Origin of the sequence: Leifsonia sp. Root112D2, from assembly GCF_001424905.1 — a bacterium.
Taxonomy (GTDB): Bacteria; Actinomycetota; Actinomycetes; order Actinomycetales; family Microbacteriaceae; genus Root112D2.
Genome location: NZ_LMCU01000001.1, coordinates 519369 through 534950 on the forward strand (window position 1 = coordinate 519369; position 15582 = coordinate 534950).

Annotated in this window: 14 protein-coding genes; 3 read left to right on the forward strand and 11 right to left on the reverse strand. The window is 62.8% G+C overall.

Annotated features, from left to right (window positions below; all coding sequences use genetic code 11):
* Nucleotides 1–30: 30 nt before the first annotated feature.
* The 4 genes from ASC63_RS02350 to ASC63_RS02365 all read right to left on the reverse strand — a co-directional run bounded on the left by ASC63_RS02350 (nucleotide 31) and on the right by ASC63_RS02365 (nucleotide 4153).
* Nucleotides 31–1320, reverse strand: coding sequence for an FAD-dependent oxidoreductase (locus ASC63_RS02350; protein ID WP_055809404.1), 1290 nt, complete (start codon nucleotides 1318–1320; stop codon nucleotides 31–33).
* Between the two features lie 56 nt (nucleotides 1321–1376).
* The gene (locus ASC63_RS02355; protein WP_055809406.1) at nucleotides 1377–2162 is read right to left on the reverse strand and encodes an ABC transporter permease; all 786 of its coding nucleotides are present in this window, start codon (nucleotides 2160–2162) and stop codon (nucleotides 1377–1379) included.
* Nucleotides 2163–2169: 7 nt separating this feature from the next.
* Nucleotides 2170–2991, reverse strand: coding sequence for an ABC transporter ATP-binding protein (locus tag ASC63_RS02360; RefSeq protein ID WP_055809409.1), 822 nt, complete (start codon nucleotides 2989–2991; stop codon nucleotides 2170–2172).
* A 100-nt stretch (nucleotides 2992–3091) separates the two neighbouring features.
* Nucleotides 3092–4153, reverse strand: a complete 1062-nt coding sequence (locus ASC63_RS02365; protein WP_055809412.1) for an ABC transporter substrate-binding protein — start codon at nucleotides 4151–4153, stop codon at nucleotides 3092–3094.
* A gap of 231 nt (nucleotides 4154–4384) precedes the next feature.
* On the opposite strand from ASC63_RS02365, the gene ASC63_RS02370 reads away from it, so the two are divergent.
* On the forward strand, nucleotides 4385–5146 hold the full coding sequence (locus ASC63_RS02370) for an IclR family transcriptional regulator (RefSeq protein ID WP_055809415.1): 762 nt from the start codon (nucleotides 4385–4387) through the stop codon (nucleotides 5144–5146).
* A gap of 40 nt (nucleotides 5147–5186) precedes the next feature.
* Entirely contained in the window at nucleotides 5187–6665 is a 1479-nt protein-coding gene (locus ASC63_RS02375; protein ID WP_055809418.1) for an aldehyde dehydrogenase family protein, read from the forward strand.
* Here the strand turns inward: ASC63_RS02375 and ASC63_RS02380 are convergent, their stop codons facing one another.
* From ASC63_RS02380 to ASC63_RS02410, 7 genes are all read right to left on the reverse strand, one after another.
* Nucleotides 6666–7685, reverse strand: a complete 1020-nt coding sequence (locus ASC63_RS02380; protein ID WP_055809421.1) for an amidohydrolase family protein — start codon at nucleotides 7683–7685, stop codon at nucleotides 6666–6668. It abuts the gene before it with no gap.
* The gene (locus ASC63_RS02385) at nucleotides 7682–9241 is read right to left on the reverse strand and encodes an aldehyde dehydrogenase family protein (RefSeq protein WP_055809425.1); all 1560 of its coding nucleotides are present in this window, start codon (nucleotides 9239–9241) and stop codon (nucleotides 7682–7684) included. Before ASC63_RS02385 ends, ASC63_RS02380 begins: the two co-directional genes overlap by 4 nt.
* Nucleotides 9242–9273: 32 nt before the next feature.
* Nucleotides 9274–10902, reverse strand: coding sequence for a thiamine pyrophosphate-binding protein (locus tag ASC63_RS02390; protein WP_162242865.1), 1629 nt, complete (start codon nucleotides 10900–10902; stop codon nucleotides 9274–9276).
* A gap of 42 nt (nucleotides 10903–10944) precedes the next feature.
* On the reverse strand, nucleotides 10945–11784 hold the full coding sequence (locus ASC63_RS02395; RefSeq protein WP_235491737.1) for an ABC transporter ATP-binding protein: 840 nt from the start codon (nucleotides 11782–11784) through the stop codon (nucleotides 10945–10947).
* A gap of 9 nt (nucleotides 11785–11793) precedes the next feature.
* Nucleotides 11794–12630 (reverse strand): ABC transporter permease, encoded by an 837-nt coding sequence (locus ASC63_RS02400; RefSeq protein WP_055809431.1) that lies wholly within the window; start codon nucleotides 12628–12630, stop codon nucleotides 11794–11796.
* Nucleotides 12631–12633: 3 nt separating this feature from the next.
* Entirely contained in the window at nucleotides 12634–13386 is a 753-nt protein-coding gene (locus tag ASC63_RS02405) for an ABC transporter permease (protein ID WP_055809433.1), read from the reverse strand.
* A 162-nt stretch (nucleotides 13387–13548) separates the two neighbouring features.
* On the reverse strand, nucleotides 13549–14604 hold the full coding sequence (locus ASC63_RS02410; protein ID WP_157487550.1) for an ABC transporter substrate-binding protein: 1056 nt from the start codon (nucleotides 14602–14604) through the stop codon (nucleotides 13549–13551).
* Nucleotides 14605–14714: 110 nt separating this feature from the next.
* On the opposite strand from ASC63_RS02410, the gene ASC63_RS02415 reads away from it, so the two are divergent.
* The gene (locus ASC63_RS02415; protein WP_055809441.1) at nucleotides 14715–15491 is read left to right on the forward strand and encodes an IclR family transcriptional regulator; all 777 of its coding nucleotides are present in this window, start codon (nucleotides 14715–14717) and stop codon (nucleotides 15489–15491) included.
* The last annotated feature ends 91 nt before the right edge of the window (nucleotides 15492–15582 follow it).

Below are 15582 nucleotides of genomic sequence, written 5' to 3' on the forward strand. Positions count from 1 at the left end.
CACCGTTCCTTTCTGTTCCCGGGCGTGCGCCTAGGATTCGATGTTCTCGACAATGCGCTCGCGCAGCTGTGCCGTGTTGATCTCCTGCACACTGCCCGTGCCGGCCAAATCCAGGGCGTGGGCGGCACCTTCACCCATAGCCGCGCACGGACCCATGACCCGCACGCTCGAGAGCGCAGCGGCGTCGCCGTCGACGCAGCGACCGGCGGCCACCAGGTTGTGGGCATCCTTCGGTATCAGGCTGCGCAGCGGAACGTAGTGCGTGTGCTCCGGGCCGAAGGCCTCCCAGACATAGCCCTCGATCCTGTCGTGCAGTTCGATGGGCCACGCCGTGCGGGCCACCGCATCTTCGAAGAGGTGGCCGCTGCGCACCTCGTCGAGGGCGAGCTGGTGTTCCGCCGCAATCCACCGGGTCTGCCGACGGCCGGGAAAGCCATAGAGCCTCACCCTGGCGTCACCGAAGGCCCGCGGAAACTCCGCACGCAGAAAGTCGACGACGCGATCGGCCTGTTGCCGACCGGCCAGCTGCGCGGATGCCGCCCGAACCGCCCCGAGCGGCGCCTCGACATGCGTCATATTCATCACCGCCGTGTTGCGGCCCGGATAGAAGAAGGCCAGACCGTCGCGACGCACGAGCCCGTACTGTGCCGCCTTGGCGTGCACGCGCTCGACCAGCTCACCGGCGGCGGGAGCGAACCGCTCGTCGAGCCCCTCCAGTCGAATCTGCTGGGAGCCCCACACGGTGCGCTCCGGCACGCGGCACGGCAAGCCGGCTTCCCAGGTGAGGGCAGCATCCCCGGTGGCATCCACGAAACCGGATGCTGCAACCCGCACGTCTCCGTACCGCGTCGCGAACGTCGTCGCCGCGATGACACCGTCGCTGAGTTCAACGTCATGCACCGAGGCGCCGAGCACGACCTTGATATTCAGTTCCGAGACCAGGTTCTCGATCCATCGGCCGAGAACCACTTCGTCATAGCTGACGGTCATGGTGTGCCCGCGGTTGAAGTGCACGTCACCGGTCTTGCCCAGATCGTCGAACATGCTGTCGAAGATGCCGTGGGTCAGCTGCCGGTAATCGGGGCCGTTGCCGTACACCCCGCAGAACAGTCCGATCAGTGAATTCACGCACTGTCCACCGAGTACCGGCAGGGCATCCACGAGAACCACCGAGCGGCCGAGCCGAGCCGAGGCGACCGCGGCAGAGAGCCCGGCAATTCCGGCTCCGACGACGCAGACGTCCCCGGTGAGCTGTTCGGCCGCATCCGAAGGGCGCTTGACGACGGTGTTGACAGTGAGTTCGCTCAATTCATGTGGCATTGGTCCTCCCGACCCGAACCGTGCTGACCGATCTCGACGCTGTGCTCCCTAATAACTCACTGGGTCATGTTCGTGGACTCGTGCCACGGGATGGAGATTCTCTTGGCGAACGTCACCAGCGAATAGAGAATGAGGCCGAGCGCCGCGAGCAGCAGAATCACCGCGAAGAGGCCCGGCGCATCCAGCTGATTCAGGGTGTTGACGAGCTGATAGCCCAGCCCTGAGCTGCCGCCGAGATACTCGCCCACGATGGCGCCGATCACGGAGAACACGATGCCGACCTCCATTCCCGCGAAGACGTAGGGCAGCGTGCTCTTGAGCTCCAGGTGACGGAACGTCTGCCACCTGGTTGCGTTCAGGCTGCGCATGACGTCACGCTGCCCGGGGTCGACAGACCTGACTCCGAGCTGCACGTTGAGCATGATCGGAAAGAATCCCATGAGCGCAGCGATGATGATCTTGCTGCTGATTCCAAATCCGAACCAGATGACGAACAGCGGAATGAGCGCGACCTTCGGCACCACCTGTGACGCCACGATGAGCGGTCGCATGCTGAGCTCCAACAGAGGCGACTTGCCCAGCACGACTCCGGTGATCACGCCGACTACCAGAGCGATCAGGAACCCTACGACGGCCTCAATCGTGGTGGTCTGTGCATCCATCCAGATCGAACCGGTGCCCAGCATCCTGAACAGCTTGGCGAAGATCTCCGTCGGTGCCGGCAGAATCAACGGATTGACGTTGAAGAGCTTCACCCCCAGCTCCCAGGCCACAAAAAGCACGACCAGGATGGCAGGTGTGGCGCCCCACTTGAGCACCTTTGCCAGTTTGTCATCCCTCATTTTTTACTCATTCCTCTTTATCAAGCGCTACGCGCAGATTGCCCACGATCTCGACGAATCGCGGCTCGGACTGAGCGGCGACCGATCGGGGGCGGGGGATGTCGACGGTGGTGATGTTTTGAATGCGGCCCGGTCGCGGCGTCAGATGAACCACCCGGCTGCCGAGGAAGACGGCCTCGGTGATGTCGTGGGTGACGAAAACGACGGTCGCCTTGATGGATGTCGCGATGCGCTGAAGTTCCAGGTTCATCCGTTCCCGGGTCAGCGCGTCCAATGCGCCGAAGGGCTCATCCATGAGCAACAACTGGGGGTCGTAGCTCAGGGCGCGTGCGATGGCGGCACGCTGGCGCATCCCGCCCGACAGCTCACGAGGATGCGACTTCTCGAAGCCCCCGAGCCCGACCAGCTCCATCAGCTCGCGGGCTCGCGCGTGACGCTGGGCCTTCGACACCCCTCGCAGCCGCAGCGGCAGCGAGACGTTGTCGATGATGTTGTACCAGGGAAAGAGGTTCGCATCCTGAAACACGATCCCCAGTTGGGTGATGACCGAGGAGTCGATTGTGGAACCCGACCACAACGACTTGCCCCCGATCTTCACCTCACCGGATGTGGGGCGAATCAGACCCGCCATGATGCGCAGAGCCGTCGTCTTTCCGCACCCGGACCGCCCGATCAGCGAGACGAACTCCTGCTCGTAGATGTCCAGGTTGACGTCGGAGAGGGCGCGGGTGGTTCCCCGCGCCGTCACGAAATCCCTGCTGACGCCCTTCATCTCAAGCTTGATCGCGGGCTGACTCGTGACAGCGTCGTGAACTGCACGTTCGGGCACACGATCCTGCGCCGGCGAAGGTGTATTTGCAGCCTCGATGATGGTTACCAACTTTCTGCTCGGCCTGGTGAGTTCTCTACTATTTCGTCAGTCGACGGGTTTACTTGGGAAGGAGGCTCGTGTCGACGATGCTCTCGATCTTCTTACCGCCGGGCACGATCTTCGCATCGACCAGCTCCTTGTACGCGCCCTCGAGCTGCGCCATGTCGGGCCAGCCGGTGCGCCCGTCCTTGCCCGTCCACGCCTCGACGCGTTCCTTGAACGACGCCTTCGCAATCTCTTCGTCATCGAGAGACGCAAAGGTGTATTTGGTCTTCAGCGTCTTGATGGCGTCATCGAAGTTCTTCTCAGCGATGAGACCCTTCTTGACCTCCTGAATGGCGAGGAAGTAATCCTTGAGCTCGTCACTGTGCTTGTCCATCTGCGACTTCGTCGTCATATAGATGTTGATTCCGGTGTCCGACGTCGGTACGAAGATGCGGGCATCCGCATTCTGCTTGGCGACGATCTGCGCCGTATCCGGGCTCACCATGTAGCCGGCGAGCGTGCCGTTCTGCACCAGGTTGAACGTTCCCGGTGACAGCCCGACCAGCTGGCGCTTCACGCTGGCAGGGTCGATGTTCATCTTGCGCAGCGACATGGAGAGCGTCTTGTCGCTCGTACCGTTGACCGACGGAACCCCGATGGTCTTGCCGACCCAGTCGGACGGATTCGGCGACTTGTCGGTTGTCACGATACGGATGCCGACGCGGTACGTGTCGACAGCCGGAATGACGACGGGCTGATTCTGCTCGAACGCGGCGATCAGCGCATCGATGAGACCGTTGCGTGCAACCTGTCCCTTGTCGGCGAGCAGCAGCTGCGTGGCCTGGGCCGATCCCTTGACCGTCTGCAAGGTCATGTCCAGGTGGTTCTTCTTGAAGGCTCCGGTGAGGTCACCGTACATCTCCGGAACGACCGAGAACGAGGTGAGCGGCAGGAAGCTCAGAAAGGTGAAGGGTGCGAGCGCGCCGCCCCCCTTCGCGCCGGCAGAGCCGGCCGGTGCGGGTGCATCCGTCGCGCAGGCCGCCAGGGCAGATGCGCCCAGTGCCCCCAGCAGGATGGTGCCACCCGCGCGGGTGACGAAGCTTCTGCGGCTGAAAACAGGACTGTCATTCAACATAAACCGACTCCCTTGTTGGCTTTACTGTTTCGAGGAAGACGAAGACTGCTGTCCTCCTCGCTGAAGGTAGGCAACCACATGGGTCACCACCGATCAAAGCACCTTTCCGAATATCGGAAAGCCGACCTCCTCGCGCCGCTCTCGCGCTCGAGACTGGCATTCAGGCAGTTTCAGAGGGTCTCCATGTTGGCCCTATAGCCTCGGGCAGAATCGCACACTTGGAGGATCGCCATGCCACGACTCGCAGAGAGCTCGGTCATGGAGAAGGGCTTCCGCATTCTGGGCGCATTCGACGAGAAGCACTACCAGCTCAATCTCTCGGAGATCAGCCGCCGTAGTGGGCTGCCCCTCACCACGACCCATCGCATCGCGGCTCAGCTCGTGGCAAGCGGCGCGCTGGAGCGTGTGGTAGCCAGCGGCGCCTATCAGGTGGGGCTGCGGCTCTGGGAGATCGCTTCACTTGCTCCCCGGTCGGTTGATCTGCAGCGCATCGCCATGCCCTTCATGCAGGACCTCTACGAAACAATGCATTACCCGGTGCACCTCGCGATTCGGGAGGGAAACGAGGTGGTCTTCGTCGCCCGGCTCGTCGACAAGACGCTCACCGACGCGAGGCCTCGCGTCGGTGGCCGATACGCGATCCACGCCACGGCGGTTGGCCATATTCTGCTGGCTTTCGCCCCGCCCGACGTGCAAAACGAGATTCTCGAGGCTCCGCTGAATCGCTTGACGTCGCACACGGAAACCGACCCGGCGGTGCTGCGCGTGACCCTGGGACGGGTGCGCCGTGAAGGACTGGCGATCAGCGACCGCCAGATCGACACCGATCTGGTTTCGATTGCGGCGCCGATCTACGATTCCTCCAACCGGGTGGTTGCGGCGCTGTCGATCATCGTTCCCTTCACCCAGATGCAGGGCCGGGCGTGGGGTTACCCGGTGCAGGCGAGCGCACGTGGCATCTCTCGGGCCAACAGGCCGCGGAGGGCGGAGTAACGCCCCGCAGTGAGAATGACACCGTGAGAATGGAGAAGCGTTGACGTCACCGCAATTCGGTTCAGGGCCGGTCACGACCGGTCTCTTCATCAACGGAGAGGAAATCCCCGGGCACGAGCACCTCACGGTGCGGGATCCGGCGATCCCCTCCTCGATAGTGGGCTATGCCGCCTCTGCATCGAGGCAGCAGGCCCTGGAGGCGGTCGGTGCGGCGCAGGCCGCGTTCCCACGCTGGGCAGCGCTCACCCCGGCGCAGCGTGCCGAGAAGCTCCGCGCGAGCCTCGCCGGCCTTGCCGCTTTCGCGGACGTCGACGCAACGCTCCTCAGTGCGGAGAACGGCAAGATCACGAGGGAGGCCGCGAGGGATGTCAGCGGCTTCGCCCGGCACTTCGCGCTGGCCGATACTCTCACGGATCAGGTCGCGCAAACCAAGACCATCCCCGGGCCGCCCTACGAAACCGTGGTCGGCTATCTTCCCGTCGGAGTGGTGACGATCATTGTGCCGTTCAATTGGCCGATAGGGATCCTCGCCTCAACGTTGTCGTACGCGCTACTGGCGGGAAACACCGTCATCGTGAAGCCGCCGCCCACCGCGCCCCTGGCAACGGTGCGCGTCACACAGCGCATCGCCGAACTGCTGCCTGCCGGCGTGATCAACATCATCACGGGTGAGGACTCCGAGATCGGCACGGCCCTGGTGCAGAACGAGAATGTCGCGATGGTCTCCTTCACCGGCGGCGGGGCCGGCGGGCGCCGAATCGCGTCCATGGCATCCGAGACCCTCACCCGAGTCTCACTGGAACTCGGTGGCAACGATCCCGCGCTCATCCTCGAGGATGCGCTCCTGGACGCGGATGCGACCGACCGGCTCTACCACGCCGCCTTCGACACGACGGGGCAGATCTGCATGGCGATCAAACGCCTGTACGTACACCGCTCGCGGTACACCGAGCTGGTCGAGGCGCTTTCGGCAAGGCTGCGGGAGACGGTTCTGGGGCATGGCCTCGACGAACGCACCACAATGGGCCCGCTCCATTCCGCGCGACAGCGTGAGGCCGTGGCGGGCCTCATCGATGAGGCCCGGGCCGCCGGCGCTGAGGTGCGTGAGTTCGGTGAACTCCCCCGCGATGAGGCGCTGCGCGACGGCAATTTTCTGCGGCCGGCCCTTGTGCTGGATCCGGACGCGTCGCTGCGCATCGTCACCGACGAGCAATTCGGCCCTGCCCTGCCGATCCTTCCCTTCGATACGGACGACGAGGCTGTTGCCGCGGCGAATGACACCTGGGCCGGGCTCGGCGCGTCGGTATGGACTCAGGACACCGAACGGGCACTGCGGATCGGCATGCGGATGGCATGCGGATACGTCTTCATCAACGGTCACGGCACCGCCGCCCTCGACCCGCGAGCGCCATTCGGGGGCATCAAGGGCAGCGGCTCCGGACGAGAGATGGGCATCGAAGGGGTGCGCGAGTTCATGACGACGCGCAGCATTGCGCTGCCGAGCGTTCCGGCGGACTAGCTACGCATCCAGACCGAGCAGCTTCACGACGTTGCCGTGGTAGATCGCCTCCCGCTGCGTGTCGTCGAGGTCGAGGCTCTCCAGGTTCGCGATTGTCGCCCTGGTATAGCCCGCTCCCCCCTCGGGGTCGTAGGGGGTGTCCGACGCGAAGAGCATATGATCGACCCCGAAAAACCCGATGGACGTCTGCATCGCGTCGGCAGCACCGAACAATGCGGTGTCGGAGTAGAACATCTTGAAGTAGTCGATGGGGCGCTTCGTCAACGGGTAGCCCTTGACATCCTCCTTCTGGCTCTCTGGCGTGCGGGCTCCCAACTGATCCAGCCCCGGCCCGATGCGGCCGGCGAAGTGGGGAATTCCGGCGCCACCGTGGTGCATGAGGAACTTGATCTCGGGAAAACGTTCGAATACCCCGGAGAAAACAATCCGGGCCATAAAGGTTGAGAGGTCATGCTCCCAACCGAGCGCCCACCACAATTCAAACTTGGAGCGCTCTTCCGTGGGGTAATCCGCCCAGGCCGACGTGCGGTTCGGGTGCACCTGGATCATCTTGCCGCTCTGGGCCATCTTCTCGTAGAACGGGTCGAGCCTGGCGACGTCCATGGGGGCGCCCTTGATGTGGCACGGGATCTGCACACCTACGGCGCCGAGGTCGTTGATTGCTCGGTCGACCTCTTCCAGCGCGGTGTCGACGTCATCGAGTGACACCGCGGCACAAAAGCCGACGAACCGGTCGGGATGATCCTGCACGAGCTGAGCAAGGCCGTCGTTTGCAATGCGGGCCATCTCGGCGTTGCGCTTGGCATCGCCCAGATCCTCGATCGGAGGGGTGGTGAGGTTGATGATCTGCTTGTAGTCGCCAAACTCGTCCATGGCGCGAAAGCGGATGTCCATGTCTCGCAGTGCCGGAATCCCCCCTGTTCGCTCCTGGAGGTTCTTCAACGCCGGACTATCGGCGATGGAGAAAAATCGCTGTGCGTAGGCCTCGGGCAAGACATGGCAAAACGCGTCTATTTTCATTCGTTGGGCTCCTGTATCGGTGAAGGGATAATGACGTCATCTGGTCCAAAGTCCTGCCATTCGCGAGCGCCCGGCATGTGCGAGGTGTCATCGAAATCGATGATCGCCTGCTCCTCCATGCTGTTTGTGACAGCCTGCATTCCGTGGTTTCGACCGAGCCCGCTCTGTTTCATGCCACCGAACGGCACCTGCATCGGTGACGCACCCACCCGGTGCACATTGATGAAGACATTGCCTGCCTGCACCCTGCGAGCCACGTCGCGCGCACGGTCGACATCCGACGACCAGACGGATGCGGCCAGACCGTACTCGGTGTCGTTGGCTGCCGCGATGGCATCCTCAACGTTCGAAAACGGCAGGATCGGAATGACGGGGCCGAACTGTTCGCCCGTGACCAGATCGTCACGGGCGTCGATCGAGGTGACGATGGTCGGCAGCATGAAATACCCGTCGTCCCAGCCACCGGCATCCAGCTTGTGCCCGACCGGGGTCACCGTAGCGCCGCGCGATTCCGCAGACTCCCGCAACGCGACGAGCCTGTCGAAGCCAGCCTTGGTGGTCAGGGGTCCGATCGTGGACCTCGGGTCGAGCCCGTTGCCCACCACGATCCTCGACGCCTTTTCGCTGAACGCTTCGACGAACTCCTTATATAGAGGTTGCTCCACGTAAATCCGCTTCACGTTGAAGCAAATCTGGCCGCTGGAACTGAACACGCCTGCCATGAATTCCGAGAGCAAGGGCTCCGTGATCTTGGTGTCCGCCAGCACAATCGCCGGATCGTTGCCGCCGAGCTCCATACCCAGGGTCTTGAGGTTCATCGATGCGCCGCGCATGACGCTCTTGCCCGTTTCGATGCTGCCCGTGAAAGACAGGTGTCGAATATCCGGATGCAACGCCAGGGCAGCTCCCGCCACCTCACCCAGCCCCGGCACGGCGGAGACGACGCCGGTGGGAAGCACGTCTGCGAGCAGTCTCAACGTCTCGCTCAGCGCAAGCGGCACCTCTTCCGGCAACTTGACGACGACGGTGTTGCCGGCGATCAGCGCGGGAGCGATTGCGCCGAAGGCAAGGTAGACCGGCGTGTTCCACGGGGTGATGATGCCGACCGGGCCAACCGGAACGTAGCGCAGCACCGCGTTACCGCGGGCCGTTGTCACGGCCGCCTCTGTCAGGCGGTCCGTCTCTTCAGCCAGTCCCGCGAAGTACCGCAACATCATGGGCGCGCCACCGACATCCAGCTTCGATTCCCACAGCACCTTGCCTTGTTCCCGGGTGAGCAGGGCCGCCCGGTCCTCAAGGCCAACCTCGATCAGGTCAGCCGCGCGCAGCATATATTCGGCTCGCTCGCCTGCCGTGAGAGCGGACCACTGCGGAAATGCGGCCACGGCGGCTGCGACGGCGAGGTCGATGTGGTGCGCCGTTCCGAGTGCGTATTGGCCAACAATTTCGCTCGTGCGCGCCGGATTCACAACCGGTGCGAAATCACTGGGCACCTCCTCACCCGCGATGAGAACGGGCGCGATTACCTTCGCCGCGTGGCCATCTGTTGTCGTCATCTCTATTCCTCCTGAACTGTGCGCGAATGCCGTCATGGCCTGAGCTGCTCCGTGTCGGTCATGACCTCGATCAACACCGGATGCTCGACACCGTCCGCGGCGTCGATGGCACTCCTCAAATCCTCCAGCGTGTCGACCCGTTGCCCCGGAACGCCGAAGGCCGAACTGACCTCGGCGATGTTCACACCGGCGATATCGGTACCCGGATACACCTGCCGCTCTGCTGCCTTGCCGTGGTACCGCTGCAATGCCGCACCGACCGCCGCATAGCGCTGGTTGTTGATCACGACGTAGGTGACCGGGATGTTCTGCCGCGCGGCACTCCACAGAGCGGGAATGCCGAACTGGAAGACGCCGTCGCCGAGGATGGCGGCGACCCGTCGTTGCGGCAGGCCCATTTTGATGCCCAGCGCCGCACCCATGCCCCAGCCGAGCGAACCGGAACTCGACACGAAATAGTCGTTACCGGAATGCTGGTGCGCCCGCGTCTGCAGAACTCCGCCTGCGGTGGTCGCGTCGCCGACGATTACCGCCCCGCGCAGCGCATCGGTGATGGTATCGACCACGTCCAGCGCCTTCAAGGCGCCACCATCGGTCGTGCTCGCCCGCGGCGCCGGATCCGCCTCGCGTTCCGGGAGCACGAATTCGTGCTGGGGCGGCCGCTCAGACAACGCGGCCAGCAGCTCCTGGGCAATAAGCCCCTGGTCTCCGACCAGCCCGACATCCACGCCGTGGATGAGTGCGATCTGCCGCGCATCCGTGTGGCTGTGGATGATCTTGACGCCAGCTGGCAACTGCGGACTGGTGGGCGGCTCGAACTCGTTGAACAGGCGCGCGCCCAGAAACACGAGCAGGTCGGCTCCCTGCACGAGCGGATGCGCCGGCTCGTACTGCCCGCGAAAGTTCGGATGATCGGTCGGGAATCCGGGGCGCTCCAACGCACGCCTGTCCTCGTGCAGAACCGGGACTCGCAGTGTCTCGCTGAGACGAATGACATCGTCAATCGCGCCGGACCGCGCGACCTCGCTTCCAGCAACGATGACCGGATGCCGGGACTGCGCAATCACGTCCGCCGCGGCGCGAATGGCCGAGGCGGAGGGCACCGTGCGGGAGTCGAAAGTGAATCCGTCTGCGCCTGGTGCCGGTGCACTGCTGGGCGACTCCAGCAAGTCCTGACTCAGCCCCACCCATACCGGGCCGGTCGGCTCAATCATGGCCGTGCGGAAGGCCCGATTGACGTCTTCTGCGATCGCCTCTGAGCTCAGGCACTGCCAATCATCCTTGACGTATTGGTGCACGAAGTCACGCATGCGACGAGCCGTCGTGAACCCGGCGCGAGACTGAATGGACCTCGGCTTCAGTCCGTTCAAGACGACGACCGGAGAGTAGGCAAGTTGCGCGGCCGCCAGGTTGGCCAGGCCGTTGGTGAGCCCCCCGTTGGCGTGGAGGTAGACCACACTCGGAGCACCCGTTGCCCGCGAATAGCCGTCGGCTATGGATACTGCCGCGCTCTCGTGCGTTGTCAGAAACAGCTCCATGTCGTCCCGATCCATCAAGGCATCAAGGATGGCGGCCTCCGTGCTGCCCGGACAGCTGAACACTTTCGATACACCCCAGCTGGCGAGCACGTCGAGGAGGTCGTCTGCGGCAGTTCGTTTCATGTCGTTCATCTCCTATCGAGCTCGCACTCTTGTTGTAGAGCCCTATTCCGTCACAAGCTTCAGGAGCTCTGTTCGCAGCCTTCCAAACTGCTCGCTGGAGCGGGTGACCAGCTGATTGCGTGGGCGCTCCATGGGGATATCCAGAATGGTGCGCAGCCGACTGGGCGAATTCGACAGCACGACGACACGGTCGGCCAGATACAGCGCTTCATCGATGTCGTGCGTGACCAGAACGACCGTCACGTCGTATTCCACCTTGACCTTGAGAATGAGATCCTCCAGGTCGAAACGCGTTTGTGCATCCACCGAGGCGAACGGCTCGTCCATCAACAACAATTCCGGCTGATGCGCGAGAGAGCGTGCTATCGCCACACGTTGCTGCATGCCGCCCGAGAGCTGCCACGGATATTGCCTGCCGACTGCCCCAAGGCCGACGGCGTGCAACACCTCGTCGATGCGGGCCTTACGCGCAGCATCCTTGAGTCCCGCAACCTTGAGCGGTACGGCAATGTTGCCCGCAACGGTCAGCCAGGGGAACAGCGAACGACTGTAATCCTGAAAGACGACGCTGAGCCGGTCGGGCACCTTGTCCAGGCTGCGGCCCTCGAAGAGCACCTCGCCCTCAGTCGGCCTTAAGAGTCCGCTCAGGCAGCGCAGCAAAGTGGTCTTGCCTGCGCCACTGGGCCCAACGACGCAGACGAACTCGCCCTTCTCAACAGAGAAGGAGATGTCGTGAATCGCCTCCCGTTCGGCCGGCCTCCCGACGTTGTACACCTGTCGGAGGTCCCGAACTGCCAGCACCGCACCCTGTTGCTGCGCGTCTTCGCGATTGTTGGCCACCGCTGTCATTGCTTTGTCTCCCACCCGTTGTGCCTGCACCATGGGTTGTTCCTAACTGTTCTTCTCGACGGCTCGGGACTCGATATACCAGCGGAGCACCACACGCTCGATGGCGATGAAAATCAGGGTCAACGCGCATCCAATGAGCCCGAGCACAATGACGCCGGTCCACATCTCCGTGATGGCGAAACGCTGTTGCGCATCCAGGATGAAGAACCCGATTCCGGATGTCGATGCGATCAACTCGCTCACCACCATCATGATGATGGCGACCTGAAGACTGTTGCGGAGCCCGGCCATGATTTGAGGCAGGGCATTGGGAAAGACCACCGAACGCACGGTTTGGAATCCCGACATATGCAGAACCTTCGCCGTGTCCATACGCACCGGATCGATGCTGCGCATTCCGTCGAGGGTGTTCAGCAAGGTCGGCCAGATCGCCGCGAGAACGATGATCGTCACCTTCATCTCCGCGCCGTACCCCATGAGGGCAGCAACGGCGGGGAGGATAGCTACCGCTGGAAGAACGTAAATGAAGTAGAGCAGCGGTGAGACGGCGGTGGACGTGCGCGGCAGCCGCCACAGCAGCACACCGATCAGGATGCCGCCAACACCAGAAATCGTGTATCCGATGGCGAAATGGATGAGGCTGGGAACCACGGTGCTGGCCGCGTCGCCCACGATCCAGAGAGTGTAGAACGTCGACATGATCTTGCTCAGCGGCGGAAAGAACGTCGAGGTGCTGTTCAGCGAGACGAACCACCACACGACGATGAGAGCCACGAAGAACCAGGCTCGCCACGCCGATTTGGCGATACGGGCGATTGCGAGCCCACGGTGTGAAGCAGGCCGACGCGTGCCTTGTGCGAGTACCTTCTCAGTCGTCATGATCTACGCGCCAACCTCTCTGAGGTTGCGCTGGCTCTCGTGCCAATGCAGCATCCGCCTCTCGAGCACCGTGAACAACGCCGTGACGGCAATGCCGACCAGACCTGTCATCAGGATGTACACGTACATGGAGGGCAATTCCGTCGGTCCAGCATTGACCGACACCAGAATGTTCAGCCCGAGCCCGGCGGCGCCGCCGATCATCTCGGCGATCACGGCCAGAATCATGCCGACGGCCGCCGCAACGCGCATACCTGTTGCCACATACGGCGCGGCGCTGGGTAACGTCACCGTGGTGAACAGTCGCCAGCCACGTAACTGCAGAATCCGCGCATTGTCCCGAACGACCGGGTCGACAGCGCGCACGCCGTAGATGACCTGAATCGTCAAGGCCCAGAAGATGCCCCACGCCACCAGGAAAACCTTCATCTGCATCGTCGGACCCAGCACCACTATCACCAGTGGCAAGATCGCGATTGTGGGGACTGTCTTCAAGAACTCGACTACCGGGATGCCGCTGGCGTACGCGAACCGGCTGCGCCCCAGCAGGGTGCCTACGGCGATGGCGAGAACCGCGCCGACGCCAACGCCCATGGCCCAACCCGCGAACGTCTGACCGACGGCTATCCACAGGTACGAGGACTGTATGAGTTCGACAAATTTGGTCGCGATCTCCCAAGCGGAAGGGAAGGATGTGCGCGACAGCAGGCCGGTCAGACTGGCCAGTTCCCACACAATGACTGCACCGGCGAACACCGCGATCTGAGTGGACAGCTTGAATAACCGGCTGGTCCCCCAGCGTGTGATCTGTTGTGACTTCGTACTCTCTCACCTCATCGTGTCGGAGAATAACGCCAATCCTCGGGTTCCCGCATCCGCCGATGCGGGCTCGGGAACCCGAGGACTTGCGGCGTCGGACTACTTACCGTCCCAGACCAATTCCCCAATGGGCACGGTGGTTTTGATCCAGTCCTGCTTCTTCATCTCGTCCTGAATGGCGCCGATTGATTTGTCATTGATTTCCGGCACGTAGTTGCTCGGAATGACCTGCTTTGACGCGACCTCCGGGGTCAGCTTGAGGTGCTCGACAAGAGACTTCAGCACTTCCTGTTCGTGATCCTTGGTGTAGAGGATCGATTCCTTCATCGCAGCCTGGAAGGCCGCGGCCACCTTGGCATTTTTCTGAAGGTACTGCGCGGTGGCCGCGTAGCAGTAGATCGTGCCGTTCGGCCAGGTGTCGGAACTCGGGTGCGCAAGCACCTTCGCTCCCGCGGCTATTGCGGTACCAGAGAACGGCGAGGTGATGACCGCGCCGTCGACCCTGCCGTCAGCCAGCGCCTGGGGCATCTGCGGGAATGGAATCGCGACGTACTCGACCTTCTTGACTCCCGCATCATCGAAGAGCTTCTGTGCACCGAGGCGGTTGATGCTGCCCAGTTGCACCACGGCGAATTTCTTGCCGGCGAAACCCTCCAATGAGGTGATCCCGCTCTTCTTGGAGGCGACCAACGCACTCGCATCACGGTCAGAACTGAGTTCTCCGTCGATCGGTGACACACACTTGAGGCTCGTGCCGGCGATTGCCGCATTGATCAACACCGGCGTGGTGATGAAGCCGAACTGCTGCGTTCCGCTGAGCATCGCCGCGGAGACTTCGATGGGGGAAGCCGCCGGCTGGGTCGTCACGTTCAGGCCGTGCTTCTTGAAAATTCCGCTATCCATTGCATGGAACAGGATCGCGTTCGGCGAGAACGGCACGATCCCCACCGTCACGTCGGTCAGCTTGGCCGACCCTGATGAACCAGTGTCGCTGGAGTTGCTTGCTGGTGCGGCGGTACATCCGGCCATCGCACCCACCAAGAGCCCAACCAGGCCCAATTTCACTAATGTTCGCATCCTCATAGTCCTCTCAATGACAGCATCGACTTCTGCGTCGAGCTGTTGCTGCGATATGGGTGCCTGCGTTCGGGCCACAGGCAAATTGCGTAAAACACACGTTCCGGGCCGAGTCGTTCCGAACCCGTTTCGCCGATGCTAGACCCGGAATCCCGCCATGCGGGAGGAAAATGTGAGAACGTTCTACTGTGCAGAATGAAGAGCCCGTCGGGCCCCCTCCCCCCTACCTGATCGGTTCCGTCGACAACGCGCTCCAATTGCTGCTCCTGTTGAACGAGAACAGCGAGCTTCGCGTTCGCGACGTCGCCAGGGAATTGGATGTGGCGCAATCCACGGCGCATCGCATATTGGCGACGCTGGCGTGGCGCGGCTTCGTGGTGCAGGACAGGGGCAGCAAGACCTACCGCGCGGGGCGGGTGCTGGTCGAGATCGCGCTGGAATCGATCAAGGAACTGGATGTGCGCCGTAAAGCTCGCGGACACATGGAGCGGCTCTCTCGCAAGGTGCACGAGACCGTGAACCTGATAGTGCTGGAAGACGACGGCGCCCGGTTCATCGATGGCGTCGAAGGCGACCAGATGGTGCGCGTCGCCGCGCGAACCGGAACTCTCCTGCCGGCCTACGCAACGTCGGGAGGCAAGATCCTTCTCGCCCAGCTACCGCTGGGACAACTGCGGGCGCTTTATCCGAATGGCCTTCGCAAGCTCACCAAGCACACCACGCCCGACCTGGCCACTCTTGAGGCCGAGCTGAAGACGATCCGCAAACGTGGTTACGCCGTGAACATCGGCGAAACCCAGATTGGGCTGTGGGCGGTTGCAGTGGCGATCCGGGATAAAGCCGGTCGGCCCATCGCCGGATTGGCAATCGCGACACCGACGAGCCGAATGGAACCATCGGACATCGCGGTACGAGTGCAGGCCCTGCGCGAGTCCGCCGAAGCCCTCAGCGCAGACCTGCTCTAGCCTTCCGCGTTCCGCCTCGCGGAATTATTCACGCCGATGATTGCGTATATTGCCAGCCCGGAGCCACTGTTGTCGTGCGCAGGCAGAGCCC

Excerpts from the sequence above, each read along its gene's own strand:
- ASC63_RS02350 (WP_055809404.1), bottom strand. The coding sequence starts at position 1,320 with ATGCCACATGAATTGAGCGAACTCACTGTCAACACCGTCGTCAAGCGC.
- ASC63_RS02355 (WP_055809406.1), bottom strand. The coding sequence starts at position 2,162 with ATGAGGGATGACAAACTGGCAAAGGTGCTCAAGTGGGGCGCCACACCT.
- ASC63_RS02365 (WP_055809412.1), bottom strand. The coding sequence starts at position 4,153 with ATGTTGAATGACAGTCCTGTTTTCAGCCGCAGAAGCTTCGTCACCCGC.
- ASC63_RS02370 (WP_055809415.1), top strand. The coding sequence starts at position 4,385 with ATGCCACGACTCGCAGAGAGCTCGGTCATGGAGAAGGGCTTCCGCATT.
- ASC63_RS02380 (WP_055809421.1), bottom strand. The coding sequence starts at position 7,685 with ATGAAAATAGACGCGTTTTGCCATGTCTTGCCCGAGGCCTACGCACAG.
- ASC63_RS02385 (WP_055809425.1), bottom strand. The coding sequence starts at position 9,241 with ATGACGACAACAGATGGCCACGCGGCGAAGGTAATCGCGCCCGTTCTC.
- ASC63_RS02390 (WP_162242865.1), bottom strand. The coding sequence starts at position 10,902 with ATGAAACGAACTGCCGCAGACGACCTCCTCGACGTGCTCGCCAGCTGG.
- ASC63_RS02395 (WP_235491737.1), bottom strand. The coding sequence starts at position 11,784 with ATGGTGCAGGCACAACGGGTGGGAGACAAAGCAATGACAGCGGTGGCC.
- ASC63_RS02400 (WP_055809431.1), bottom strand. The coding sequence starts at position 12,630 with ATGACGACTGAGAAGGTACTCGCACAAGGCACGCGTCGGCCTGCTTCA.